General features: G+C 50.5%; 23 protein-coding genes. 11 read left to right on the top strand and 12 right to left on the bottom strand.

The window, feature by feature from the left end; genetic code table 11:
• The first annotated feature begins 15 nt into the window (after positions 1-15).
• Positions 16-1,278, top strand: coding sequence for a putative Na+/H+ antiporter (locus H8K26_RS08735; RefSeq protein ID WP_190478910.1), 1,263 nt, complete (start codon positions 16-18; stop codon positions 1,276-1,278).
• A 102-nt stretch (positions 1,279-1,380) separates the two neighbouring features.
• Here the strand turns inward: H8K26_RS08735 and coq7 are convergent, their stop codons facing one another.
• Complete coding sequence (gene coq7, locus H8K26_RS08740; protein ID WP_186883310.1) at positions 1,381-2,010, bottom strand: 2-polyprenyl-3-methyl-6-methoxy-1,4-benzoquinone monooxygenase; 630 nt, start codon at positions 2,008-2,010, stop codon at positions 1,381-1,383.
• Between the two features lie 349 nt (positions 2,011-2,359).
• Here coq7 and H8K26_RS08745 point away from each other — a divergent pair, with 349 nt between their 5' ends.
• Positions 2,360-3,517, top strand: a complete 1,158-nt coding sequence (locus H8K26_RS08745) for a porin (RefSeq protein ID WP_190478912.1) — start codon at positions 2,360-2,362, stop codon at positions 3,515-3,517.
• Between the two features lie 423 nt (positions 3,518-3,940).
• Positions 3,941-4,993 carry a porin gene (locus tag H8K26_RS08750; RefSeq protein ID WP_190478914.1) on the top strand — a complete coding sequence of 351 codons (1,053 nt, stop codon included), beginning with the start codon at positions 3,941-3,943 and terminating at the stop codon, positions 4,991-4,993.
• A 295-nt stretch (positions 4,994-5,288) separates the two neighbouring features.
• On the opposite strand, the gene ruvB is transcribed toward H8K26_RS08750, so the two are convergent.
• The 9 genes from ruvB to tyrS form a co-directional block, all read right to left on the bottom strand.
• Positions 5,289-6,332, bottom strand: a complete 1,044-nt coding sequence (ruvB, locus tag H8K26_RS08755) for a Holliday junction branch migration DNA helicase RuvB (protein ID WP_190478915.1) — start codon at positions 6,330-6,332, stop codon at positions 5,289-5,291.
• A gap of 11 nt (positions 6,333-6,343) precedes the next feature.
• On the bottom strand, positions 6,344-6,925 hold the full coding sequence (gene ruvA, locus H8K26_RS08760; RefSeq protein ID WP_190478917.1) for a Holliday junction branch migration protein RuvA: 582 nt from the start codon (positions 6,923-6,925) through the stop codon (positions 6,344-6,346).
• A gap of 263 nt (positions 6,926-7,188) precedes the next feature.
• Positions 7,189-7,731 carry a crossover junction endodeoxyribonuclease RuvC gene (ruvC, locus tag H8K26_RS08765; RefSeq protein ID WP_186897096.1) on the bottom strand — a complete coding sequence of 181 codons (543 nt, stop codon included), beginning with the start codon at positions 7,729-7,731 and terminating at the stop codon, positions 7,189-7,191.
• A gap of 35 nt (positions 7,732-7,766) precedes the next feature.
• The gene (gene purH, locus H8K26_RS08770; protein ID WP_190478919.1) at positions 7,767-9,332 is read right to left on the bottom strand and encodes a bifunctional phosphoribosylaminoimidazolecarboxamide formyltransferase/IMP cyclohydrolase; all 1,566 of its coding nucleotides are present in this window, start codon (positions 9,330-9,332) and stop codon (positions 7,767-7,769) included.
• A gap of 51 nt (positions 9,333-9,383) precedes the next feature.
• Positions 9,384-9,617: a helix-turn-helix domain-containing protein gene (locus tag H8K26_RS08775; RefSeq protein ID WP_186882779.1), complete on the bottom strand. Its 234-nt coding sequence runs from the start codon at positions 9,615-9,617 to the stop codon at positions 9,384-9,386.
• Positions 9,618-9,714: 97 nt separating this feature from the next.
• The gene (gene dusB / locus H8K26_RS08780) at positions 9,715-10,725 is read right to left on the bottom strand and encodes a tRNA dihydrouridine synthase DusB (RefSeq protein ID WP_190478921.1); all 1,011 of its coding nucleotides are present in this window, start codon (positions 10,723-10,725) and stop codon (positions 9,715-9,717) included.
• 285 nt (positions 10,726-11,010) lie between these two features.
• A complete protein-coding gene (locus tag H8K26_RS08785) occupies positions 11,011-11,670 on the bottom strand; it encodes a histidine phosphatase family protein (RefSeq protein WP_190478923.1) in 660 nt (219 codons plus the stop codon).
• Positions 11,671-11,719: 49 nt separating this feature from the next.
• The gene (dtd, locus tag H8K26_RS08790; RefSeq protein ID WP_190478925.1) at positions 11,720-12,169 is read right to left on the bottom strand and encodes a D-aminoacyl-tRNA deacylase; all 450 of its coding nucleotides are present in this window, start codon (positions 12,167-12,169) and stop codon (positions 11,720-11,722) included.
• A complete protein-coding gene (gene tyrS, locus H8K26_RS08795) occupies positions 12,166-13,434 on the bottom strand; it encodes a tyrosine--tRNA ligase (protein ID WP_190478926.1) in 1,269 nt (422 codons plus the stop codon). Before tyrS ends, dtd begins: the two co-directional genes overlap by 4 nt.
• Before the next feature lie 238 nt (positions 13,435-13,672).
• Between tyrS and H8K26_RS08800 the strand changes: the two genes are divergently transcribed.
• The 4 genes from H8K26_RS08800 (at position 13,673) to H8K26_RS08815 (ending at position 17,851) form a co-directional block, all read left to right on the top strand.
• Positions 13,673-15,043 (top strand): M23 family metallopeptidase, encoded by a 1,371-nt coding sequence (locus H8K26_RS08800; protein WP_186882784.1) that lies wholly within the window; start codon positions 13,673-13,675, stop codon positions 15,041-15,043.
• Positions 15,044-15,105: 62 nt separating this feature from the next.
• Positions 15,106-16,227, top strand: coding sequence for an anhydro-N-acetylmuramic acid kinase (locus H8K26_RS08805; protein ID WP_190478928.1), 1,122 nt, complete (start codon positions 15,106-15,108; stop codon positions 16,225-16,227).
• A 56-nt stretch (positions 16,228-16,283) separates the two neighbouring features.
• Positions 16,284-16,934 carry a DsbA family protein gene (locus H8K26_RS08810; protein WP_190478931.1) on the top strand — a complete coding sequence of 217 codons (651 nt, stop codon included), beginning with the start codon at positions 16,284-16,286 and terminating at the stop codon, positions 16,932-16,934.
• Complete coding sequence (locus tag H8K26_RS08815; RefSeq protein ID WP_190478934.1) at positions 16,931-17,851, top strand: aldo/keto reductase; 921 nt, start codon at positions 16,931-16,933, stop codon at positions 17,849-17,851. The genes H8K26_RS08810 and H8K26_RS08815 overlap by 4 nt, the downstream gene beginning before the upstream one ends.
• 110 nt (positions 17,852-17,961) lie before the next feature.
• On the opposite strand, the gene H8K26_RS08820 is transcribed toward H8K26_RS08815, so the two are convergent.
• Complete coding sequence (locus H8K26_RS08820; RefSeq protein WP_190478935.1) at positions 17,962-18,846, bottom strand: LysR substrate-binding domain-containing protein; 885 nt, start codon at positions 18,844-18,846, stop codon at positions 17,962-17,964.
• 304 nt (positions 18,847-19,150) lie between these two features.
• Between H8K26_RS08820 and H8K26_RS08825 the strand changes: the two genes are divergently transcribed.
• On the top strand, positions 19,151-19,702 hold the full coding sequence (locus tag H8K26_RS08825) for a cob(I)yrinic acid a,c-diamide adenosyltransferase (protein ID WP_190478937.1): 552 nt from the start codon (positions 19,151-19,153) through the stop codon (positions 19,700-19,702).
• 26 nt (positions 19,703-19,728) lie between these two features.
• Here H8K26_RS08825 and H8K26_RS08830 read toward each other — a convergent pair whose 3' ends face one another.
• Complete coding sequence (locus H8K26_RS08830; RefSeq protein ID WP_190478939.1) at positions 19,729-20,244, bottom strand: DciA family protein; 516 nt, start codon at positions 20,242-20,244, stop codon at positions 19,729-19,731.
• A gap of 70 nt (positions 20,245-20,314) precedes the next feature.
• On the opposite strand from H8K26_RS08830, the gene H8K26_RS08835 reads away from it, so the two are divergent.
• From H8K26_RS08835 to H8K26_RS08845, 3 genes are all read left to right on the top strand, one after another.
• Positions 20,315-21,271, top strand: coding sequence for a M23 family metallopeptidase (locus tag H8K26_RS08835; RefSeq protein WP_190478941.1), 957 nt, complete (start codon positions 20,315-20,317; stop codon positions 21,269-21,271).
• 171 nt (positions 21,272-21,442) lie between these two features.
• Positions 21,443-24,205, top strand: a complete 2,763-nt coding sequence (gene secA, locus H8K26_RS08840; protein ID WP_190478943.1) for a preprotein translocase subunit SecA — start codon at positions 21,443-21,445, stop codon at positions 24,203-24,205.
• A 464-nt stretch (positions 24,206-24,669) separates the two neighbouring features.
• The gene (locus tag H8K26_RS08845; protein WP_190478945.1) at positions 24,670-25,878 is read left to right on the top strand and encodes an acyl-CoA dehydrogenase family protein; all 1,209 of its coding nucleotides are present in this window, start codon (positions 24,670-24,672) and stop codon (positions 25,876-25,878) included.
• Positions 25,879-25,971 lie beyond the last annotated feature (93 nt).

Raw genomic sequence — 25,971 nt, forward strand, 5'->3', positions numbered from 1 at the left:
GGAAAAGGACACAGAATGACGACTGATATGTTGATTCAGTATGTGGCGGCGGCGATCTTCGGTATCGCTGTGCTGCATACTTTTTCCACCAAATTTTTTATTTCGCTGGCACACAAAAGTCGGCATCATGCCGGTCTCTGGCATTTGCTGGGGGAAGTCGAGGTCGTCTTCGGCTTCTGGGCTTTTGTGCTGGTCGCCGTGATGGCTTTACTAATGAATCAGAAAGACGCGATTCATTATCTTGAAGCACAGAATTTTACTGAGCCTTTATTCGTATTTGTGATTCTGGTGGTGGCCGGTACCCGGCCAGTGTTGTGGGCAGTGCAGGCGTTTGTTTCTCGTATCGCGCGCGCGCTGCCGTTAAATACCCAGCTCGCTTCGTATTTTCTGTGTCTGTCTTTGGTGCCTTTGCTTGGCTCCTTTATTACTGAGCCGGCAGCGATGACACTGGCAGCGCTGATGTTACGCGACCGTTTTTATTCGCAAGCGATTTCCGAGCGGATGAAGTACATGACGTTGGGCGTTTTATTCGTCAACATTTCTATCGGTGGCGTACTCACTTCGTTTGCGGCGCCGCCGGTGTTGATGGTCGCAGAGAAATGGGGTTGGAACAGCGTGTTCATGATGCAGATGTTCGGCTGGAAGGCCGCTGGTGCCGTCGTATTAAATGCCTTATTGCTGAGCTTGTTCTTCCGTAAAGAACTGACGTCACTGAAAGCGCCGGAACCGACAACAGCGGATGCGCCTGTGCCTTTTTCTGTCGTGGCAATTCATTTTATTTTTCTCGCGGCCACGGTCTGGTTTGCACATTATCCGGTCGTATTTCTGGGACTGTTTTTATTTTTCCTCGGGTTCACCGAAGCGTACAAACAGTATCAGGACAGGCTGATGTTGAGAGAAGGCTTGCTGGTCGCATTTTTTCTGGCTGGCCTGGTAGTTCTTGGCGGCAAACAGGCGTGGTGGCTGCAACCGTTGCTGGCAGGCATGGATAACGCTGTCTTGTTTTTCGGCGCGGTCGCATTAACGGCAGTGACGGACAATGCCGCGCTGACTTATCTGGGGTCGTTGGTCGTTGGTTTGCCGGATGCGGCCAAATATGCGCTGGTGTCTGGCGCTGTTACGGGTGGTGGTTTGACGGTGATTGCGAATGCGCCGAATCCTGCCGGATTTGCGATTTTAAAAGACTCGTTTAATGAGAAAGCGATCAGCCCGCTGGGTCTGATCGCCGCTGCAGCCTTACCGACTGGTATCGCCGCTTTGTTTTTACATTTTGTGTAAGCCCCATGCGCTGCTGGCTGAATAGCTGCAAATGCTCTGCGGCAACAGCGCCTGAATCCACTTTCAAAATGCGCTGTTGCGGTAAGGCATTGGTGTCTGCTGTCAGATATAGTAAGCCGTTGATGTCATCACTTTTGCCATCAGTTTCATCACCATTTTGATTGGCTGCGGCGTTTCACTTGCCCCCAACGCTTGTGCCGCAGCACCATGTGCAACTTCGTCAACGCGCATCTGTTCGACAATCGCACGCGACCTGTTGTCATGTGCAGGAAGCGACTTCAGGTGCCCGGCCAGATGGGCTTCAACCTGCCGCTCGGTTTCAACGACAAATCCCAGGCTTGCTGCATCGCCACATTTTGCCGCGATGACGCCGCAAGTGTAGGCGCCTGCATACCAGAGCGGATTCATGAAACTGGTATGGGAGTTCAGTTCTTTCAGGCGGCTTGCCGTCCACGCCAGATGATCTTCTTCTTCGATGCAGGAATGTTGCAACTGGCGGGTCACTTCTGCTGTATGTGAAAACGCACTTTGGGCGTCATACAGTGCCTGTGCACAGATTTCCCCGACATGATTGACCCGCATCAGACCGGCGCTGTGTTTTTTTTCCTGCTCACTCAGTGCGTCTTCAGTCGTGACGGTCGCGGCGGGATAAGGGCGCGAGCTTTTCGCCTGAGCCGAAACGGTGCGCAGCGCGCGATCAAAGCTGAGGACGATACGATCTATATTTGGCAGAGACATGGTTTCAATGCGGTAAAAGGTAAGGCGCTATTGTAAAACAACAGACCCGGGGGCTGGCTTTAAGCTGGCGCAAGGCATGCGCAGATATACAGGTGCCTCACGGGTGCCTAAAAGTGACTACCGGTGTGCTGAATGCGACTGTTGTCGCCGCGCCACATTTAATTTGCTTAAACACGGTCGTTCGCAAATTCTCTTTGCCCAAATCCACGTAGTTTGGTTCAATCGTTCCTAGATTGTTTATCAATCAGTTTGGAAGAACTTGCAACACAATCAAAAAAAGCGGCCTAACTAAGAGCCGCAGACATCAAGTCAAATCACACTATAAAATCTGGAGACAATTTCAATGAAAAAATCACTCATCGCTTTTGCTGTACTGGGCGCGTTCGCATCTGCGGCATCCGCACAATCTAATGTGACCGTCTACGGTATCGTCGATGCCGCTGTTATGTACACCAATAATCAAGCGGGCGGCACCAATAAAGCCGTTATGGAAGCTGGTCAGCTGTTGACATCTCGCTGGGGTATTAAAGGCAGCGAAGATCTGGGCGGCGGTCTGAAAGCTAACTTTAATCTGGAAGGCACTCTGGCGAATGATACAGGTGCAGCAGGTGCCGGTTTTGGCGGCAGCAACCTGACGCAAAATTTCAGCCAGGCCGGTAATAACACTTCCCTGTTTGACCGCCTTTCCTGGGTTGGTCTGTCTGGCGATTTCGGTGCTGTTACGATGGGTCGTAACAATATTCTGGGTGTGGATTCCGTTGGTCTGGCTGATCCTATGAGTCTGGCACATGCAGGTACAAATCCTAACGTAGCGTTGGTGGGCTTGAACTCTGGTGCATTCTTCGGCGGTTTCGGTACAAATCAGGGCGGTACAGCTTTGCGTCAAAATAACTCGGTTAAGTATGTTTCCCCTTTCATTTCTGGCTTCGCTGGCGCAGCGATGTACGGCTTTGGTGAAAAAGCAGGCGAAATTTCTTCCAGTTCTTATGCTGGTCTGGCAGGTATCTTCACAGATGGCACGAATGGCGCCGCATTGTCTTTCGCGAAATTGAAAGATCCTACAGGAAATGTTTCTCTGAGCGGTTGGGCTGGTGGCGTTAAATACAAAGTTGTGCCATCAACTACTTTGCGCTTTACCTATGGCCACAATACAATTGAAGGCAATCTGGGTGCTCCGGTTGCAGTGACATCGCCAAACAATAATCGCAAGATTACCGTTATTGGTCTGGGTGTTGACTATGCGGTTTCTGATCAGTTGACTCTGACTGGCGCTTACTACAATACAAAACGCTCGGGCGATTTCGATGGTAAGGCTGATCAGTACATCGGTCTGGCTAAGTATGCATTCAGCAAACGCACTACTGCTTACGCATCGCTGACTTATGCTAAAGCTGGTTCTTCAGCTTTGAAAGACACTACATTGGCACTGGGTATCATCGGCACTGATGGCGTTCAGAGTAGCGCGACTCGCGCAGCATTTGGTATCTTGCACGCGTTCTGATATGTAGTTTCATCAGTTCACGCAATTAAAAAGCCAGCGAATCGCTGGCTTTTTTTCTTTGAACAACGAAATTTATTAATGACGTTGTGTTGATGTTCTTGTGATTTTTAATGTTTTTTCGTTATTTAAATTTTAAAAAACTCATATTCAGATACTCGAAATTTGTCTTTCACTATGTTCTTATCGTCCAGAGCAATATAGATTTCCGGTTAAGGTCTGTTGTGGAATTGAGACATCAATTTCGCTTATTTACCCTCGAACGTCGATTTAACTTGGCTGTTCTTCTTCAAATTTGGTCAAATACGACTGTTGATATTAGCAGTTCATATATTTTGACGTTTCATTTTTAGTATCACTTGCCAGCAAGTTGAAATGAATGATCGAAACTCAACGCAATTGTCTTAACCCTTTGGAGAAATAAAAATGAAAAAATCACTTATCGCATTGTCAGTATTGGCAGCAGTTGCAGGTACGGCTCAGGCACAGTCTTCCGTTACCGTATACGGTGTACTGGATATGGCTCTTCAGAATGAAAATAACGGTGCCTTTTCTAAAGGTGGTAAAGGTGCGATTACGTCATTGGACAGTGGCGTGCAATCTGGCTCTCGTCTGGGTTTCAAAGGTAGTGAAGATCTGGGTAACGGCTTGAAAGCAAATTTCAAATTGGAAATGGGTATTCAGGCTGATACCGGTGCGTCTGCTCAAGGCGGACTGGCATTTGGTCGCGCAGCATGGGTGGGCTTGTCCGGTGACTTTGGCGCGATTCAACTGGGTCGTCAAAACAAACCAATGTTCGATGCTGTAGATTCTATCGATCCGTTCGGTACAGGCATTATCGGTGGTAGCGCAACAGACAGCACAAGTGCAACAGGCTTGGGTAATCTGTTTTTTGCAACAAATCCACGTTCCACCAACACAGCAAACTATACAACCAACAACCTGAGTGGTTTTACTGGTTCTCTGGCTTACACATTTGGCGAACAAGCTGGTGATAACAGCAAAAACCGTGGTATCGGTGCATCTGGGTCTTACGCAGCAGGACCGTTGCTCGCAACAGTGGCATACCACACAGAAGATGTATCTGCTGCTGCAAAGCCAACGAATGCTGTTAAGCATATTTTCGCTGGTGCAACTTATGACTTCACAGTTGTAAAAGCAGCGCTTGCTTATGGTAAAGTGAAATCAGATGATAACTCTGTTGCCTACAAACTTTGGAATCTTGGTGCAACTTTCCCGGTCAGCGCAGCAGGTACTATCATCGCCGGTGTAACACGCGTTTCTAGTGATGTAGTCAGTACTGATCGCAACAGCACACAACTGGCTTTAGGTTATACACACTCTCTGTCTAAACGTACTAATGTTTACACATCTTTTTCTCGGTTGTCTAATGATGCAAACGTAAATGCAGGTGGCTTAGCATCTGGGCTGGGACGTACAGAGCGTATGGTTAACGTTGGTATCCGTCACGCATTCTAATCTTCAGCAGGCGTGAGCTTGCTGTCTTAGAAAATAAAAAAGCACCTTTGGGTGCTTTTTTATTTTGCGTATTAATTTAAAAATTTCACTTTTGTGGTTTTAATTTTCGTGTATCAGGGAAGTGCAGGATCAGTTTGGCTTACCAGATTTTCATTTGCAGAATGTGATCTTGAAGATGCCACGTCTTTAACGATGATTTAGGTTCACGCGCATAATGAGCATGAATTGCCTCTGTTAGCATAGACTATGCCGTTCGGTCTGCTGACGGTTTTACTTCAGCAGTCTCTTTATTTTTTTACTCATTCTCTGGCGGTACAAGATTAAAATGTTCGTAAGCCAGCGTGGTGGCAATTCTCCCGCGAGGAGTACGTTGCAGGTAACCCTGTTGTATCAGATAGGGTTCCAGTACATCTTCAATGGTGTCGCGCTCTTCACCGATTGCTGCCGCAACATTGTCCAGCCCGACAGGGCCGCCACCGAATTTAAACAGGATGGCTTCCAGGAGTTTTCTGTCCATCAGATCGAAGCCAACGGTATCCACATCCAGCATTTTCAGCGCGGCATCGGCAATATCTTTGGTGATTTCCCCATTGCCTTTCACCTCGGCATAGTCGCGCACTCGTCGCAGTAAGCGATTGGCAATACGCGGCGTGCCGCGCGCACGATTAGCGATTTCTCGCGCGCCAGCTTCGTGTATCGGTGCATTCAGGAGGGAGGCCGAACGTGTGACGATACGCGTCAGTTGTTCCGGCGTATAAAATTCCAGACGGGCGACGATACCAAAGCGATCACGCAAAGGATTCGTCAGCATACCCGCCCGCGTTGTTGCTCCGACCAGCGTGAACGGTTGCAGATCCAGTTTAACCGAGCGTGCAGCGGGGCCTTCGCCTATCATGATGTCGATCTGATAGTCTTCCAATGCCGGATATAAAATTTCTTCAACGACGGGAGACAAACGGTGAATTTCATCGATAAACAGCACATCGTTTGCTTCCAGATTCGTCAGTAGTGCGGCCAGATCGCCTGCACGCTCCAGAACCGGCCCCGAAGTCTGACGCAGGTTTACTCCCATTTCACGGGCAATAATGTGTGCCAGCGTAGTTTTACCTAAGCCCGGAGGCCCGAACAACAGGGTGTGATCGAGTGCTTCTCCGCGTTGGCGTGCAGCAGTGATGAAAATTTCCAGCTGGCCACGGATTTTTTCCTGACCAACATATTCGTCGAGTTGTTTTGGCCGTAATGCGCGTTCAATCGCTTCTTCGTTAACGGACACTGGTGTTGCCGCAATGATGCGCTGTTCGCTGAAATTGATAGAAAGGTTATCTGTCTGTATGCTCATGATGTAATTTTTCAGCCTTTAGACAGTGATTTCAGGGCGAGCTTGATTCCTTCCGATACGCCAGTGTCTTTTGGTACGGATTTCATCGCCAGCATCGCTTCTTTATCGGAATAACCCAGGGCTAACAAGGCATTCAGAATGTCGGCGCTATGATCACCTGCTGCGGCCGCCATACTGGACGTAAATAAATCGGCACCGAGTTTGCCTTTGAGTTCCAGTAACAGGCGCTCTGCGGTTTTTTTGCCTATTCCCGGAATGCGGGTTAAGCGACCGACTTCCTGCATCGTAATCGCTTGCGACAGATCTGCCACGGACATTCCTGAGAGAATAGACAATGCCGTGCGCGCGCCGACGCCACTGATTTTAACCAGTTGGCGGAAGGTTGCGCGTTCTTCTGCTGAGCCAAAACCAAACAACACATGTGCATCTTCGCGTATGGCCAGATGTGTCAGCAAAACCACTTTTTCGCCTAGCGGTGGCAGGTTATAAAACGTGCTCATCGGCACATCGACTTCGTAGCCCACGCCCTGGCAATCAATCAGTAATTGCGGGGGATTTTTCTCTAGCAGAGTGCCTGCGATGCGACCTATCATGAGACTGCTTTCATACTGTATGAATAAGCAGTGATAGTAAACGATTCTCTCTGGCTTGACGAGAGTGTGTCAGCGAAATTCCGTTACTCAGGACTGCTGTTGTTTTCCTGAACGGCGATGAGAGATAAAAATATAAGCGGAGAGGTGTCGCTGTATTTGCAAGGGTTTTCAGGCAAAAAAGTGCGCTAAGCCGGATTAATATTGAGAGGTGCCAAGCTGGGAACGAATGTCTGACATCGAATGTGATTTGACAGGATGGTCGCTTACCCTATCAGTCTGCCTGCTTTCACACGTAAACCTTTTTTGGCCAGTTCGGGCGCAATGGCACTCAAGGTTGCCAGGGCTTCACCACTATGGGCGTGGCAAATCGCTACGCCGAGTGCATCAGCGGCATCCGCACTTGGTGTGCCGGATAGCATTAACAGACGTTGCACCATGTCCTGCACTTGCTCTTTGCTGGCACGCCCCTGGCCGACGACCCCTTGCTTGACCTGCAACGCTGTGTATTCGGCGACCATCAGATCGGCAGCGACCAAAGCACAAATCGCGGCGCCACGTGCCTGTCCCAGCAATAAGGTGGATTGGGGATTGACGTTGACGAAGACTTTCTCTATCGCTGCACAATCAGGCTGATAAGTGCGGACAATTTCAGAAACGCCAGAAAGGATAGTTTTCAGCCGCTCAGGTAAAGAACCTTCGACCGTTTTGATGGTGCCAGAGGCCACGTAAGTGAGCTTCTGTCCCTGCTTATGAATAACCCCGAATCCAGTTGTCCGCAATCCGGGGTCGATACCTAAAATCTTCATGTGTGCCTTGCCCCGCAAAAGAGCAAGGCGAATGATTAATGACGGAAATGACGTGTGCCAGTATAGACCATCACCACGCCGCGTTCATCTGCGGCATCAATGACTTCCTGATCGCGCATAGAGCCACCCGGATGAATCACACAAGTCGCGCCTGCATCGACCACCACATCCAGACCGTCGCGGAACGGGAAGAATGCGTCGGATGCAACTGCGGAGCTCACCAGCGATAATCCGGCATTTTGTGCTTTGATCGAGGCGATACGCGCAGAATCAATACGGCTCATCTGACCGGCACCAACACCCAGCGTCATACCGTTGCCACAGAATACGATCGCATTCGATTTAACGTATTTCGCGACACGCCATGCAAACATCATGTCGGCCATTTGTTGTGGTGTCGGTTGAAGTTTGGAAACGACGCGCAATTCTTCCTGCAAAACGTTTTTCGCGTCCGGTGCCTGCACCAACAAGCCACCACCAACGCGTTTGACATCGTATTGATTGACTTCGTTGCCCAAGGCAATTTCCAACAAACGCACGTTTTGTTTCGCCGCAAAAATCGCTTTTGCTTCTGCTGTAAACGATGGTGCGATCAGTACTTCAACGAATTGTTTAGCGACGATTTCTGCTGCTTTGCCATCGAGTTCACGGTTGAATGCAATGATGCCGCCAAAGGCTGATGTCGGATCGGTTTGTAATGCTTTGCTGTATGCGTCAAATGGTGTCGGGGCTACCGCTACGCCGCAAGGATTCGCATGCTTAACGATGACGCAAGCGGATTCTTTGAACGACTTAACGCATTCCCAGGCTGCGTCGGAGTCAGCGATATTGTTGTAAGACAGTTCTTTGCCTTGCAATTGTTTGTAGTTGGCGAGTGCACCGTCAACTGCTTTCAAATCACGATAGAAAGCTGCCGACTGATGCGGGTTTTCGCCATAACGCATTTCCTGCACTTTGTCGAAATGCAGATTCAGTGTCTGTGGATAAGCGCTGCGTGTCGTGTGTGCTTTATCTTCACCGAGGCTGGTCAGATAGTTAGTGATAGCACCGTCATATTGTGCTGTATGCGCAAAGACTTTTTTTGCCAGCGTGAACTTGGTGTCATAGCTGACGACATTGTTATTCGCCTTCATTTCAGCGAGAACCACGGCGTAATCGCTGGGGTCAACAATCACGGTCACGTCTTTGTGATTTTTTGCCGATGAGCGCAGCATCGTCGGGCCACCGATATCGATGTTCTCAATTGCATCTTCGAGTGAGCATTCTGCTTTTGCGACCGTTTGCTGGAATGGATACAGATTCACGACGACCATATCTATCGTCGGAATGCCATGCTGTGCAAGCGCTGCCACATGCTCAGGAAAATCGCGGCGCGCCAGAATGCCGCCGTGTACTTTCGGGTGCAGTGTTTTCACACGTCCGTCGAGCATTTCAGGAAAGCCCGTGTAGTCCGCTACTTCGGTTACAGCCAAACCATTATCGGCTAATAATTTAGCGGTGCCGCCGGTGGAGAGCAACTTGACACCGAGTGCAGACAATTCACGTGCAAATTCGAGCACACCGGTCTTGTCGGAGACGGAGATAAGAGCTTGTTTGATCATGATGAAGATAAGTGAGTAAGGAAATCGGTGTCAGGCGCTGGCGGCAAATAATTACAGCAAACCGTGCTGCTGCAATTTCTTGCGCAAGGTATTGCGGTTAATGCCGAGCATGTCTGCTGCTTGTGACTGATTGCTGGAGGCGCGTATCATCACCATTTCCAGCATAGGTTTTTCTACTGCTAATACAACCATGTCGTAAATATTGGAGGCGGGTTGTTCGCCGAGATCGCGGAAATATTTTTCCAGATTTTTATGGACGGCGTCCTGAATGCTATCTTTGCTCATGCTGTTTTTGTCACTGTTCGGTTATGCCGGTCGGCGCTTTTATTCAAATACTGAAAGCGCTGATGTTATGCGGTCGGATTACAAATATCGGTTTGTTTTACGCCGCCATTTTTTCTTCAAAGGGGCGGTATTGTAACCGTTCCCCCGCCATGCGATCAAAAAAATGACTGACGGCATCAAGTTGTTCATCGCAAGAGGTCAGCAAATTCATTTGCTGCCGGAATTCCTCACCGTTGACGAGATCCTGCACGTACCAGCCTATGTGTTTGCGCGCAGTCCTGACACCAAGATACTCACCGTAAAACTCATAATGTGCTTTCAGGTGGTTATCCATCAGGTGCCGGACTTCGCTGATCAATGGCGGCGGTAAGTGTTCGCCAGTTGCGAGGAAATGTTCGATTTCGCGAAAGATCCAGGGCCGCCCTTGTGCTGCTCGTCCTATCATGATCGCATCTGCTCCGGTGACTTCTAACACGTATTTTGCTTTTTCCGGCGTGGTGATATCGCCATTGGCAACCACTGGAATAGTCACCGCCGCTTTGACGGCGGCAATGGTGTCGTATTCGGCATCGCCTTTGTAGCCGTCAGCACGGGTACGGCCATGCAAGGTCAGCATTTGTATACCTGCCGATTCTGCCATGCGTGCAATCGTCAGCGCGTTTTTGTTTGCTCTGTCCCAGCCTGTGCGGAATTTCAGCGTGACAGGCACATCGACGGCACCGACCACGGCATCGAGAATGTCGCCAACCAGAGCTTCGTTTTGTAGCAGAGCCGAGCCACACCACGCATTGCATACCTTCTTGACTGGGCAGCCCATGTTGATATCGATGATCTGCGCTCCCTTATCCACATTATGTTTTGCGCAATCTGCAAGCATTTGTGGGTCTGCGCCTGCGATTTGTACTGCCTTGGGTTCCATCTCTCCGGCATGGTTGGTGCGCCGGGTCGATTTTTCGGTTTCCCACAATTTTGGATTCGATGCCGCCATTTCCGAAACGGCATAACCTGCACCAAGTTCTTTGCATAACTGACGGAAAGGTCTGTCGGTGACCCCAGCCATGGGAGCCACAAAAATATTGTTACGCAAGACGTAGGAACCAATTTGCACGATGAGGTGGGAGGGAATTTGAAGAAGCGCTATTTTACCTGAAACCTGCCTAAATAATTAGCAAATACGCTGTTTTCTGAAGGAATATTTATTTCAATCAGGTCGCGATTTTGATAGCTTTAGACTTGCTTTTCTAAATTTCGACAGCCAGTCGGTACTGGCTTGTCGTCATGTTTTGTTTGGTTGAAGTTTGGCTGAAAATTGCGCAGCATGTATGGGCTTGGTGTAGAGCGGATGCGGTGCTTGCATCAGCGCTATCAGTGGAAATGAGCGATATGAACGACGTCAGGATGCTTTATCGTTTTGATTAATTTCATCCATGGCGTCAGTATCGAGATGGGCAATGTCTCCCCACTGGATCAGTTGCAAAGCATTGTCTTTGTACTCAAAGCGGTTAATGCTTGCGTTGTAAATCGTCACCTCACGCGGAGCATTCAACGGCAATCCTTTGGCTGCACGATACGCGCATTCGAGTACACCACCGTGGGCGACCAGGGCGATTTTTTTTCCTTCGAATTGTTTTGCGTAGTGCTCAATGTGCTCGACGATACGTTGATGAAACTGACGTGTCGTCTCACCTTTATTTTCCCCTGGAGGAAATTCTGCATCAGGATCATGCGATTTCCAGGCCGCATAGGCTTCCGGAAAAACATGTGGAATCTCGCTGTACAGTTGTCCTTCAAAGCCGCCATAGCAACGTTCGCGTAAGCCAGCATCGATGCGGGTACTGATGCCTTGCAAGCGCGCGATTTCACCGGCAGTCTGCACTGCCCGTTGTAAGTCACTGGAAATGATGGCATCCAGTTTTTCATTTTGCAGCGACCACGCCAGCGCCTTTGCCTGCTGCGTTCCTTGTGCATTCAATGGAATATCAAGGTGGCCCTGCAAGCGTTTAATAGCATTCCAGGCTGTTTCGCCGTGGCGGATAAGGAGAATTTCAGTCATCTGATTTGTGGATAGTTGCAGGCACGTCGAAACGGCTATGGCGTTGTCCTTACGCCGATTTTTTTGTTTCCAGCCAAAATGTGACAGGGCCGTCGTTGGTCAGCGACACTTTCATGTCGACACCAAAACGGCCAGTCTCGACTGTGCTGTGTTTACTTTTTGCTTGCCGGACAAAATAGTCGAACAATTGGCGCGCGACATCAGGCGGTGCAGCAGGAGTGAACGAAGGACGGGTGCCGGCGTTGGTATTGGCCGCCAGCGTGAATTGCGGTACCAGCAATAAGCCGCCCTGCGTATCTGTAATGCTGAGGTTCATTTTTCCAGCATCATCACTGAATACGCGGTAGGTCAGCAGCTTATTGAGTAAGGCATCCGCCTCGGTTTCACTGTCGCCGCGTTCTGCGCAGACCAATACCATTAAGCCTGCCGTGATCGCGCCGGTGGTTTCACCATCGACGACGACACTGGCATGGCTGACGCGTTGCAATAGTGCGATCATGCTGACAAAGTCACGCGGGCAAATTTTCGTTTGCCGACTTGTAATACAAATGTCCCAGCTTCGACCTTCAAGCCTTTGTCACTGAGAACGGTGCCGTCAATACGTACGCCGCCTTGCTCAATCATACGCAAAGCTTCAGAGGTCGATGCACACAGATTTGCCTGTTTCAATAACTGCGCGATGCCGACTGGCGCACCGCTCAGGCTGACTTCCGGCACGTCGTCCGGTATGCCACCTTTCGAGCGGTTAACGAAATCGGACAGTGCATCTTCACCAGCTTGTTTATTATGGAAGCGGGCAACGATCTCCTGCGCCAGCGCAACCTTGATATCGCGTGGATTCTGGCCGTCAGCAACGGCTTTTTTATAGGCCGCAATTTGCTCAATAGAGCAGAACGAAAGCAGGTCGTAATACTTCCACATCATCTCGTCTGAAATACTCATGATCTTGGCGAACATGTTATTTGCCGGTTCCGTGATGGCGATGTAGTTATTTTTTGATTTCGACATCTTTTCAACGCCGTCCAGACCTTCCAGCAGTGGCATGGTCAGAATACATTGTTGCTCTTGTCCGTAATCTTTTTGTAGTTCGCGTCCGACCAGTAAATTGAATTTCTGATCTGTGCCACCGAGTTCGAGGTCAGCATGTAATGCGACGGAATCATAGCCCTGCATCAGCGGATACAGAAACTCGTGTACCGAAATCGGTGTGCCTGCTTTGAAACGTTTGGTGAAGTCATCACGCTCCATCATACGAGCCACAGTATATTTTGATGACAACTGAATCATGCCGCGTGCACCCAGCGGATCACACCATTCTGAGTTGTAACGGATTTCAGTTTTTGCCGGATCTAATACCAGGCTCGCTTGCCGGAAGTAAGTTTTGGCGTTTTCCTCGATCTGCTCGCGGGTCAGCGGCGGGCGGGTGATATTGCGTCCGGAAGGATCGCCGATCATCGACGTGAAGTCACCAATCAAAAAGATAACCTGATGGCCTAAATCTTGCAGTTGTCGTAATTTATTCAGAACGACAGTATGACCAAGGTGCAAATCTGGTGCAGTCGGATCCAGCCCCAGTTTGATACGTAAAGGTTTGCCAGTTTGTTCGCTGCGGGCGAGTTTTTGCGCAAATTCGCTTTCGATGAGCAATTCGTCAACGCCACGTTTGGTGACCGCGAGGGCGTGTTGTACGGCATCGGATAGTGGCAAGGCTTTGGCTGGCGTGATGATGCTGGAACTGGAGGTGGAATTTTGTGCAGAAGTCATAGGTATTTAAACGAGATTTTTTGTAACATCGCTGGTCAGGGTTCTCATTCTGAATCAATAATCAGCGTTTTGCCAGATTCTGGGTGTCGGTTTAATTTTGCTGGGATCAAGTTTTCTTGCTTTATAATCCAGCCTTGGTTTGTCGCCGATCATATTCTTCGAGCATGTTTTGCTTAGAATATTATTGCTGCAGCGACCCCCGAATTTTCGATAAAAACAGTCAATTTTAACTTATTGCATGCGACCATCAGATAAATTACTTCGTGTGGCTACCGGCAGCTCCAGACTGTTGTTAGGTTCCACCCGCGTTTCCCGTATTGTTTCCGTCACTGCTTTATTCTTTGCTGTCTGTGCTGTAGGTGCGACGGCCGTTGCGCCTCTGGCACCGGATGCGGCAGATTTGCCGGTTAAAAAAATTACCAAAGAATTGCCTTTACCCAGCCTTGATGAACAAGTCGCTGCATTGGCCAATGCTGACCAGCAGTATGTGCGCGAAGAGATAGTCCGTCGTGGCGACACGCTCAGTGGCTTATTGTTGCGCCTGGGCGTGGATGACGCCGACGCGAATACTTTCATTAAAACCGATAATGTGGCGCGCAGCTTATTACAGTTGCGTACCGATAAGTCCGTTCGCGTCAAAACGAATGAAGACGGCGAGCTGGAATGGTTGCAGACGACAGTCGTGGACGGTACAGATAAGCCCGCCCGGAATATCGAAGTCAAACGCGATGCTTCGGGGCATTTCGTGGCAACCGACGCACCTGCTGCATTGGAGCGTCGCGTTGAAATGACCTCCGGCAATATCGTTTCCTCGCTGTTTGCAGCGACGGATGAGGCGAACATCGCTGATAATGTGGCCTCTCAGATTGTCAGTATGTTTGAAACGAACATTGATTTTCGCAAGCTGCAACGCGGAGATCAGTTTAATGTGGTCTATGAAAGTTTCTGGCAAAACGGCCAACTTGTGAAAACTGGCCGGGTACTCGCAGGTGAATTCACTAATGCCGGAAAAACTTACCAATCTGTGTGGTTTGATGAAGCCGGTGGTCAGGGTGGTTATTACACTTTCGACGGTAAGTCTCTCAAAAAGTCTTTCCTCAAATCGCCGTTGGAATTTACCCGTATCTCTTCGGGATTCTCGATGCGCGTACACCCGATTTCAGGTCAGTGGAAAGCGCATAAAGGAGTCGATTTTGCTGCTGTGACAGGAACGCCGATTCGTGCGACTGCTGATGGTATTGTGGATTCTGTTGGGCCAAGCAATGGTTACGGTAATCTGGTGGTGGTGAAACATCATTCCAATTACAGTACAGCCTATGCGCACATGAGCCGTTTCGCGGCTGGCATACATAAAGGCAGCCGTGTTAGTCAGGGCGAAGTCATCGGCTATGTCGGCTCAACTGGCTGGGCAACTGGCCCTCATCTGCATTATGAGTTCCGTGTGAATAATGAGGCACGCGATCCTATGGGCATCAGTTTGCCAGAGGCTCCGCCATTGGCAGGAAACGATATGCCGCGTTTCAAAGTAGTTGCTGCTGAAATGCACCACCGCTTCAATTTGCTGCGTCCTGAACGTTTAGCGGAAACGATGAAACTGGCATCCCGTTAAAGCGATAAGCTCAATACAGGCCGAACATTGCGTTCGGCCTTTTTCATTTTAGTGATGTTCATATGCAGAATACTTCTTTGTATATTGGTTTAATGTCTGGCACCAGCCTTGATGGTGTGGATGGAGTGCTCGTGCGCTTACCTGAAATACCGGGAACGCCTGTGGAGTTGCTTGCCAGTGCTTACCTTCCGTTTTCAACAGAGATACGACAGCAGGCAATGATGTTGCAGAGTACTTGCAATGATGAACTGCATCAGGAAGCCTTGCTGGCCAACGCGCTGGCGCGAGCCTATGCTGAGTGCATTCATCTTTTGTCTGAGCAATATCCTCTTCAGGATGTCCGGGCAATCGGTGTACATGGACAAACGATACGGCACCGGCCCGAGCTGGGTTATACCCGTCAAACGAACAACCCCTCTTTACTGGCCGAATTAACCGGCATTGATGTGATTGCTGATTTCCGCAGTCGCGATATCGCTGCAGGTGGACAAGGCGCACCGTTGGTGCCGGCATTTCATCACGCCGTATTTGCGGCCGACAATGAATGCAGAGTCGTCGCCAATATCGGCGGCATCAGTAATATCAGTATTCTTGGCGCGGATGGCAGCACGACTGGTTTTGATACCGGGCCAGGCAATGTGCTGATGGATTACTGGATACATCAGCATCAGGCAAAAAACTATGATGCCGACGGTGCCTGGGCATCGCAAGGCGAAGTGAATTCAGCATTGCTTCAGAAACTCATGGCTGAGCCTTATTTACATCTGACTCCGCCCAAAAGCACCGGACGTGATCTGTTTCATCCCGCATGGTTGCAGCAGCAATTACAGGGATTTGATACCGTACCCGCTGCCGACGTACAGGCGACATTGTGCGCTTACACCGCGATGAGTCTGGCGCAGGCGATTTGTACTTACGGCGGACAGCAGGCAAAGGCCGTTTATGTGTGCGGCGGCGGTGCGTTTAACCGTCGTCTGATGCTGATGTTGCAGACTTTTTTGTTTGAGGCCGGATCGTCTGCGCTGGTGTGCAGCACGGATGCGCTCGGTGTCGCACCGGAGCAAGTAGAAGCGATGGCTTTTGCCTGGCTGGCGCAACAATTCTGTCTGCGCCGTCCGGGTAATCTGCCGGTAGTCACTGGCGCCAAAGGCCCGCGTATTCTTGGTGCGCTGTATCCAGCATAAATTGCGTACACTCTGACCCCTATTTGATTTTTTCTCGCTATGAAAAGAGACATCGCATGATTCAACTGATCTACGTCGCTGACCCTATGTGTTCATGGTGCTATGGGTTTGGCCCGGAGCTGCAAGCCTTGCTGGAACTGATGCCGGAGGCGAATCTGGATATCGTCGTCGCTGGCTTGCGCGCCTATAACCAGGAGATCATGGGTGAGGAACAACGACAAACCATACGCGGTCACTGGACGCATGTCGCCGACGCTACCGGCCTGCCGTTTGCCGAAACAGGGATGACGCAAGAGGGATTTAAATACGATACTGAGCCCGCATGCCGTGCAGTTGTGGCGACCAAAATGCTGGCGGATCACCTTGCACCAGAACAGCTGTTATCGGTCTTTCGCGCTATTCAACATGCGTTTTATGCCGAAGGTAAAGACGTAACCGATTTACATATTCTTTCGGATGTTGCGGTCAATGCCTTGAATGAGATGGACGGCGCAGAGAGCTTTGATGCGTCCAGTTTTTATGAAACACTCGTGTCGCCGATGTGTATGGCGGATACACGGCAGGAATTTGAGCAATGCCAGCGCTGGGGAATACGCGGCTTCCCCGCACTGTTATTGGTTCACGACAATGCCTTGCACATGATTGCATCCGGCTTCACGAAAACAGCGGAATTAGTTTCCGCGATTCAGGAAATACAAAAAATATGAATACCTCATTGATTTCCCCACGTATTCAGATTGCCCCCGGTGGTCCGGAATTTTCCCGTATCGTTCTTGGTCTGTGGCGACTGGCGAGTTGGCAAAAAACACCGCAAGAACGGGTCAGCTTTTTGCAAGAGGCGCTGGAACTCGGTATTACAACCATAGATCAGGCGGATATTTACGGCGATTACCAGAGTGAACGTCTGCTCGGTGAGGCGTTGCATATAGCGCCTGAATTAAAAAAAGAATTTCAGTTCGTGAGTAAGTGCGGTATCAAACTGGTGTCGCAGCATCGCTCTGAACATCATCTTCAGCACTACGATACCAGTCGCCAGCACATCATTGCTTCTGCCGAAAATTCTTTGCGGGCAATGCAGATTGATCGTCTGGATCTGCTGTTGATTCATCGTCCCGATCCCTTGATGGATGCCGATGAAATGGCTCAGGCATTTCATCATTTGCAGCAAAGTGGCAAGGTCGCACATTTCGGCGTGTCGAATTTTACGCCGTCGCAATTTGATTTACTGGCATCACGTTTTCCATTGGTCACAAATCAGGTCGAACTCTCGCTGTTGCATCTGCCGCCTTTGCATGACGGCACACTGGATTTGTGCCAACGATTGCGCATTGCGCCGATGATCTGGTCGGCATTGGGTGGTGGTGCTTTATTATCGGATGCCACAGCGAATGCCGATGTGCAGCGTGTCCGCGTTGCTTTGGGTCAGGTGGCCGCAGAACTTCAGGTGCCTCTGGCAACGGTTGCGATTGCCTGGGTATTACAACATCCTTCTAAGCCAATGGTGCTGACTGGATCTGGGCGTATGTCGGCATTGCGTGAAGCTGTTTTAGCATGTAGCCAGACATTGAGCCGTGAGCAATGGTTTTCTCTCTGGTGTGCCGCAGCCGGAAAAGGAGTTGACTGATCTTGGCCAACGCCCTGTCTGCAAGGGATGCAGCCTTGATAAAGATTTTATTTCCGACTGTGCCGGATCCAATTGATAGCGTGGCAGCGCCAAGCCGGCGCCGCCCGCATTTAATCCTTAAAGACAGACTGCATCCATTCGATGAACAATGCTACTTCCGGTCTCAGGCTTGGCTGTGCTTCGTGTACCAGATGGTAGGCGTGCGGCGGCGTTGCCAGTTGTGTGTCAAACAGGCGAATGACTTCTCCGTTGTCTATCATTTCCTGCGCAAAGTGCTGGCGTGTTAAACCAACACCATGACCATGTTTAATCGCCTCAAGTAATAAGCCCAGATCATCTACGCGTAATCCATGCGTTGGTTCTGCCCAGTCCAAACCGGCGACTTCAAACCAGGGTTGCCATGGCTCCAGCGCTGAGCGTAGCAAACAGGCATGGCGTAAATCGGCTGGTGTATTTATCTTTGGAATCGTCTTCAGATAAGCCGGGCTGGCAACCGCAAAGCTTGGTTCGATGAACAGTTTTTTAGTGACGAGATTAGGATATTCTCCCGCGCCGAATCTGACCTCGACATCACTTTCTGAGAGGCTGAGATCGTATAAGGGAACAAACAGATAGACTTCCACTTCGATGTCAGGATGTTTGCTGGTGAATTCTGCCAGACGTGGCATGAACATGTAGCGGGCAAACGTTGGCGGCACTGTAACTTTGACGCGCATCTGATTTTGCGTTGCTTTGTTGGGCAACGGAAAATCAGACAAAGTGCGCAACACATTCCGCACCACGTCAAGATAGCGACGACCGAATTCAGTCAGTGTGACGCTGCGGCCTTCTCTGACAAACACACGTTCGCACAAATGTTCTTCGAGTAAACGTATGCGGTGGGAAAGCGCGGAAGGGGTGATGCACAGCTCTTCTGCTGCAACGGCAAATGATCCAAAGCGGGCGGCCGCTTCAAAAGCGGAAAGAGCGTGAACCGGAGGTAATCTTGTAGCCATTCTGTATCCTGATTATTCTTCATCCCATGCGCTCAGTGGCGCACATGCATGCAGTGTGTCTCGTTTATTGGCATAGCGAAGGCGGCGCGAATAGCCGCTTAATCCACCATTATGACGCGCATTTCTGACAGCAGCCTTATAAGCCTCTCAGTATTGCAGTTATTAAGTACACCCGGATCTGGTCTACGATAACGCTGGTTTTTTATTTTATGCTGGTAAGCAGCATATTCGATGGAGTCTATTATGATGCGTTCCCGACGTTTTTGGCTTATGCTCTGCGACTTCTGTCCGAATTATATGAGCTATGGGTAACCGACTTTCAAAAATTGCGACACGTACCGGCGATGCTGGTACCACTGGTCTGGGTGACGGCAGTCGTGTCGATAAAGACGCGTTGCGGGTGCACGCGATGGGTGACGTGGATGAACTGAATTCACATATCGGCGTCTTGTTGTGTGAAAACTTATCGCCGCAGTTGCGGCATGAGCTGATCTCTATTCAGCATGATTTATTTGATATGGGCGGCGAGTTGTGCATCCCCGGCTATAGCCTGATTACTGAAACACAGGTCGCACGTCTGGATGCTTTGCTGGAAAAATATAACGCCGATTTGCCGCCGTTGCGGGATTTTATTCTGCCCGGGGGAAACCGGCCTGCAGCGCTGGCACATGTGTGCCGCACCGTTTGCCGGCGCGCTGAACGGGCGATTGTGAGTGTCGGGAAAAATGAAGCCATCAATGATCATCCGCGTCAGTATATGAATCGTCTGTCTGATTTGCTGTTCGTTTTGTCGCGGGTTTTGAATCGGGTTGATGGCGGCAGCGATGTTCTGTGGGAAAAAGAACGCGAGCGCTGATTGCTGCTGCACCGTGATGCTCAGTGTTATTTTTTTTGTTGTTGATGGCGCTCTAGCAGCCGTGACAATGCCGCAAGCAGATCCGTGTTCTGGGATGTGTTTTCCAGATTCTGTTCCAGGGTGCTGAATGCCTGCAGTGCTTTGCCTGAGAGTGCCAGTTGTTTTACAGGAGGGGCTTTTTCTACCACCCGTCTGACTTGTACTTTGATGCGGACTGCGTTAATCTGCCAGCCCCGCTCTTGCAAGCTGCTCAGCAATTTCGGGCATTGTTGTTTCAGTTTGGTTGCTAATGCCGCATTCGGCGCAGACAACGTCAGCAGACCGTCTGCCAGTTGCATGACTTCACAGGTATCAAATATCGGCGGCAAAATCGCGCCGCAATCTTTTTGCAGCGACAAATGACGTTGTATCGTAGGTAGCAGCGGCGAAATTTTATCGTTGCTACGCAAAAAATCGCCAGCGCCAGTGGCACCCATAACCGGGCGTCCGCGCTTGATATTGATTCGGTACGGAGGTCGCGATGGTGTGAATGGTGTTGACATGGGCAGCACATTACCACAAACCGGGCGGCGTTACAGCCGCATTCCACACAGTTTTTAAGGGGTAGTATTGATGCAAATTATATTAATGCACTCCCGCTTTACCCAAGCGAAATCGGTGACTTTGTCGTCACATCATGTCGTGCTGGCGATACTGGGTTTTATGCTCATCACGATTATTTGCGGTGCGCTGATGGCGGCACTCACATTCCGGTTGGCGAGTGCCGATTTACCTTTCTTGCGAAATATCCTGCCGGCCAGCGCCGCTCTGCCAAACGATCCGAATGCAAAAGACCGCTATGTCAAAGAAAACCTGGCGGCAATGGCGGTCAAGCTGGGCGAAATGCAGGCGCAATTGATACGGCTCGATGCCTTGGGCGAGCGTGTGCAAGGATTGGCGGGCGTCAAGCCTGAGGAGTTTAATTTCAAGGAGCTGCCAGCGCGCGGCGGTCCGGAAATTTCCAGCGCACCTTCGCATGAACTGAATATGGAAGAGTTTCAGGCAGCGCTGGACGTGTTAGAAAAGGATGTTGAACATCGCTCCGATTATATGAATGTCGTCGAAACGAAGCTGATGGGTTTCAAGATACAGTCAAAAATGCTGCCGACGATACAGCCTGTGAATGTTGCGTATAACGCCTCCGGATTTGGCTGGCGCCTTGATCCGTTTACCGGGCGCAGCGCATTCCATGAAGGGATCGATTTTTCAGCGCCGACCGGAACGCCGATTCAGGCTGCCGCTGGGGGCGTGGTGATTGCCGCTGAGTATCATCCGCAATTTGGCAATATGCTGGAAATTGATCACGGCGGTGAGCTGATTACCCGTTATGCCCATACCTCCAAAATTTATGTGAAGCTCGGCGATATCGTCAAGCGCGGGCAGCATATTGCCGATATAGGCTCGACTGGTCGCTCAACCGGCGCCCATCTGCATTTCGAGGTGCGGGTCAAGGACGTACCGCAAAATCCGCATAAATTCCTGTCCGCCGGAGCCAATCAGGCCAGTCTTTCCGCTTTGAATCAAAAATAGGCTTGAGTTTGTCCAAATAGCCACCAACTCGTACCAATGCGTCAAGGTTTAGGCAGTGATTTGCTGGTCAAGCCGTTCCCGCGTGGTAAAATCGTGAGTTATCCCATATTGTTGCTGTGCAAGCAAGTTTTTGCTGCGGCTTTTTTCAGAATTTAACTTTTCGTTCATAGCATGTCATTCCTGACCAAGATATTCGGCAGCCGCAATCAGCGGCTTTTGAAGCAATACCAAAAGACGGTGCGTGAGATCAACGCATTGGAACCTCAGCTGGAAACTCTGTCGGACGAGGCTTTACAAGCCAAGACTGCTGAATTTAAAGCCCGTGTCGCGAAAGGTGAAACCTTAGACAGTTTGCTGGTAGAAGCATTTGCGGTGTGCCGCGAAGCCAGTAAGCGCGTCCTGAAAATGCGCCACTTTGATGTGCAGATGATAGGCGGTATGGTTCTGCACTACGGCAAAATTGCAGAGATGGGTACCGGCGAAGGTAAAACCCTGATGGGAACCCTGCCGATTTATCTGAATGCTTTGTCCGGCAAGGGCGTGCATGTGGTGACGGTGAATGATTACCTCGCGCAGCGCGATGCCGAATGGATGGGGCAACTCTATGGCTGGCTGGGATTGACGACCGGTATCAATCTGTCGCAACTCGATCACGATGCCAAGCAGGGCGCGTACGCCTCCGATATCACCTACGGCACGAATAACGAATTCGGTTTCGATTACTTGCGTGACAACATGGTGTTTGAAGCGAAAGAGCGCGTACAACGCGGCCTGAATTTCGCCGTTGTCGATGAGGTCGATTCGATTCTGATCGATGAAGCGCGGACACCGCTGATTATTTCCGGTCAGGCCGAAAATCACACCGAACTGTATTACAAGATTAATGAAGTGCCGAAACTGCTGACCTTGCAGATCGGCGAAGAAACGCCGGATGGCAAAGGCCAGATCGAAGTTCCGGGCGACTACACCAAAGATGAAAAAGCGCATCAGGTCTTGCTGACCGAAGCTGGTCACGACAAGGCAGAAAAAATTCTGACGCAGATGGGCTTGTTGCCGGAAGGCGCATCGCTGTATGACGCGGCGCATATCAGCCTGATCCATCATCTGTACGCAGCTTTGCGTGCGCACGCCTTGTATTTCAAAGACCAGCACTATGTGGTGCTGGATGATGAAATCGTCATCGTTGATGAATTCACCGGCCGTATGATGACAGGCCGCCGCTGGTCTGATGGTTTGCATCAGGCGGTTGAAGCGAAAGAGGGCGTGAAGATTCAGAATGAGAATCAGACACTGGCCTCGATCACATTCCAGAATTACTTCCGTATGTACACCAGGCTGTCAGGCATGACAGGTACAGCCGATACCGAAGCGTATGAATTCCAGGAAATCTACGGTCTGGAAACCGTTGTGATTCCGCCGAATCGTCCTTCGCAACGTAAAGACCGTCAGGATCAGGTGTATAAATCCGCCGACGAGAAATATGGCGCGATGCTGAAAGACATACAGGATTGCTACGAACGTGGTCAGCCTGTGCTGGTTGGTACCACATCGATTGAAAATTCCGAATTGTTATCTGACATTCTGACCAAGGCCAAATTGCCGCACAACGTGCTGAATGCGAAACAGCATGCACGTGAAGCGGAAATCGTGGCGCAGGCGGGTCGCCCGAAAGCGATCACGATTGCGACGAACATGGCGGGTCGCGGTACGGATATCGTGCTCGGTGGTAACGTCGCCAAGCAGGTGCAGCTGATCGAAGCGAATCCGGCGTTGTCGGATGCTGAGAAACAGGCGCAGTCGCAACAATTGCGCGACGAGTGGAAATCACTCAATGAGCAGGTGGTGAATGCCGGTGGTTTGCATATCGTCGGTACCGAGCGTCACGAATCACGCCGTGTTGATAATCAGTTGCGCGGTCGTTCCGGTCGTCAGGGCGATCCTGGCTCCAGCCGTTTCTATCTGTCGCTGGACGATCAGTTGCTGCGCATTTTTGCCGGTGACCGCGTGCGCGCAATCATGGAACGCCTGAAAATGCCGGAAGGCGAACCGATTGAAGCGGGCATCGTTTCGCGCTCGATAGAATCTGCTCAGCGTAAAGTGGAAGCACGCAATTTCGACGTGCGTAAGCAATTGCTGGAATACGATGACGTTGCCAACGATCAGCGTAAAGTGATTTACCAGCAGCGTAATGAATTGCTGGAAGCGCACGACATGACGGAACTGATGTCGTCGTTGCGTCACGGTATGTTTGCCGATGTGGTGCACATGTATGTGCCGCCGGGTTCGGTCGAAGAGCAGTGGGATATTCCAGGTCTGGAAGCGGCACTGTCGTCTGAATGGGCATTGGATCTGCCGCTGGCCAGCATGGTGGAAAAAGAACCGAATCTGACCGGCGAAGATATTCTTGAGCGCGTGCAGCAAGCCGTGAACGCAAGCTACGAAGAAAAAATCGCGATCGTCGGTAAAGAATCTTTCGCTGGCTTCGAGCGCAGCGTCATGTTGCAAAGCATAGACAGCCACTGGCGTGAACATCTGGCGGCATTGGATCATCTGCGTCAGGGTATCCATCTGCGCGGTTACGCACAGAAAAATCCTAAGCAAGAATACAAGCGCGAAGCGTTTGAATTATTCTCGCAAATGCTGGATCTGATCAAAAACGACGTGGTTCGCACTGTGGTGACTGTCCGTATCCAGTCGCGTGAAGAAATCGAAGCGGCGGAAGAACAAATGGCGCAATCCCAAGTCGGCAACGTGCATTACCAACATGCTGACTTTGATGAAAACGCATCACCGGAAGAAATGCTGGCACCATCTGCAGCGACGAATAACGGTGGCCAGCAGGAAATCACGTATGCGTTGAAGGTCGGCCGTAATGATCCTTGCCCTTGCGGCAGCGGTAAAAAATACAAGCAATGCCACGGCAAACTGGCGTGATGCAAGTCTGACTTTAGTGTCACGAATTGAAAAAGGGATGAAGAAATTCATCCCTTTTTTTATGGGCATTTTCTTGCACGATCAACATCGTGCGGTTTGTCGCCGTAGCGGCTGCGTTTGTCTTGGTCATTGTGGCGGCATCCTTGCCTGCACTGACATAGCCGGTAATCTGGTCTGCAACGGCTTTTTTTGCTCCAAAATGCATTAAAAATACTCCCCCCTAGTATCTTAAAAACCCCAATGTTTATGCTGAGGTTAAGCCGATTTCTATAAAAACAGGGGGGAGTATGCGTTTTAACCGCTTCTTTTACGAAGAATCGCGCTGATGTCATCCAGATAATCGCCTGACTTTGCAACGACGGATTGCCGCCATGCAGCATCAGAAGGCAGTGCCAGTCAGCGCCGGTTTATTGCATACTGCGGGTTCTGCTTTCTAATTTTTGTTCACTACTCCGGGTCTTGTGATGAATCTGAATCTGAGTGTTGCCGATGGCATGTTCCGTGATGAAGTGCAGGCGTTTTTGGCGCGTGCTTTACCGGCCGATATCCGCGATAAAGTCTTGAATGGCTGGAAGCTGGAACGCGATGACTATGTACGCTGGCAAAAGATTTTATTCGCGCAAGGCTGGGGTGGTAGTTCCTGGCCGCAGCAGTTTGGCGGCACCGGCTGGACTGCCGTACAAAAATATCTGTTTGAAGAAGCCTGTGCCGCAGCCGGTGCGCCACGCCTGCCGCCATTCGGCATCAAGATGGTGGCGCCGGTGCTGATGGCGTTTGGCTCGCCGCAGCAGCAACAACGCCATCTGCCCAAAATTCTGTCGGCGGATGAGTGGTGGTGTCAGGGCTATTCCGAGCCGGGTGCGGGCTCCGATCTGGCGGCAGTGAAAACCAGCGCCGCCAGAATGCGTGATGCCGACGGCGAATATTATCTCGTCAACGGGCAGAAAACCTGGACCACACTGGCGCAGTACGCCGACTGGATTTTTTGTCTGGTGCGCACCGATAAAGAGGTCAAGCCGCAGCGCGGCATTTCTTTCCTGCTGATCGATATGAAGTCGCCGGGAATTACGGTGCGCCCGATTATCACGATGGATGGCGCGCATGAGATTAACGAAGTCTGGTTTGATCAGGTTCGGGTGCCGGCAGAAAATCTGGTCGGGCAGGAAAATCAGGGCTGGACCTATGCCAAGTTTTTACTGGGCCATGAGCGCACCAATATCGCCGGAATAGGCATAGCCAAACGTGAACTGGGACGCCTGAAAAAGCTGGCGCTCACTCGATACAAGAATGGCTTGCCCTTGCTCGCGGACCCGCAGTTTGCGCAGCGCGTGGCGCAGGTGGAAATTGATCTGATGGCGCTGGAAATCACCAATCTGCGCGTGCTGTCAGCAGAAGCCAGCCAGCGCGCGCCGGGGCCGGAAGCATCGATACTGAAAATCAAAGGGACAGAAATTCAGCAAACCATCAGCGAATTATTGATGCAGGCATTGGGGCCGCAGGCACAGCCATTTCAGCCGGAAACTGCGATGTACGGATATGACGGCGATGCAGCGAACGATGGCGATGCACGTTCGCTCGGTGCGAACTATTTCAATCTGCGCAAGTTATCGATTTACGGCGGTTCTAACGAGATACAAAAAAATATCATTGCCCAGATGATGATGGGCTTGTAATGTCCCGCGCCGGAAGAGGCGGATGCTGCGGGCATTTGCTTCTGTTATCCGCTTATGTCATCCATTTTTGTCATTCATTCCCAGTGCTGATTT

The organism is Cognatundibacterium aquatile, from assembly GCF_014699135.1.
Lineage (GTDB): Bacteria > Pseudomonadota > Gammaproteobacteria > Burkholderiales > Burkholderiaceae_D > Undibacterium > Undibacterium aquatile.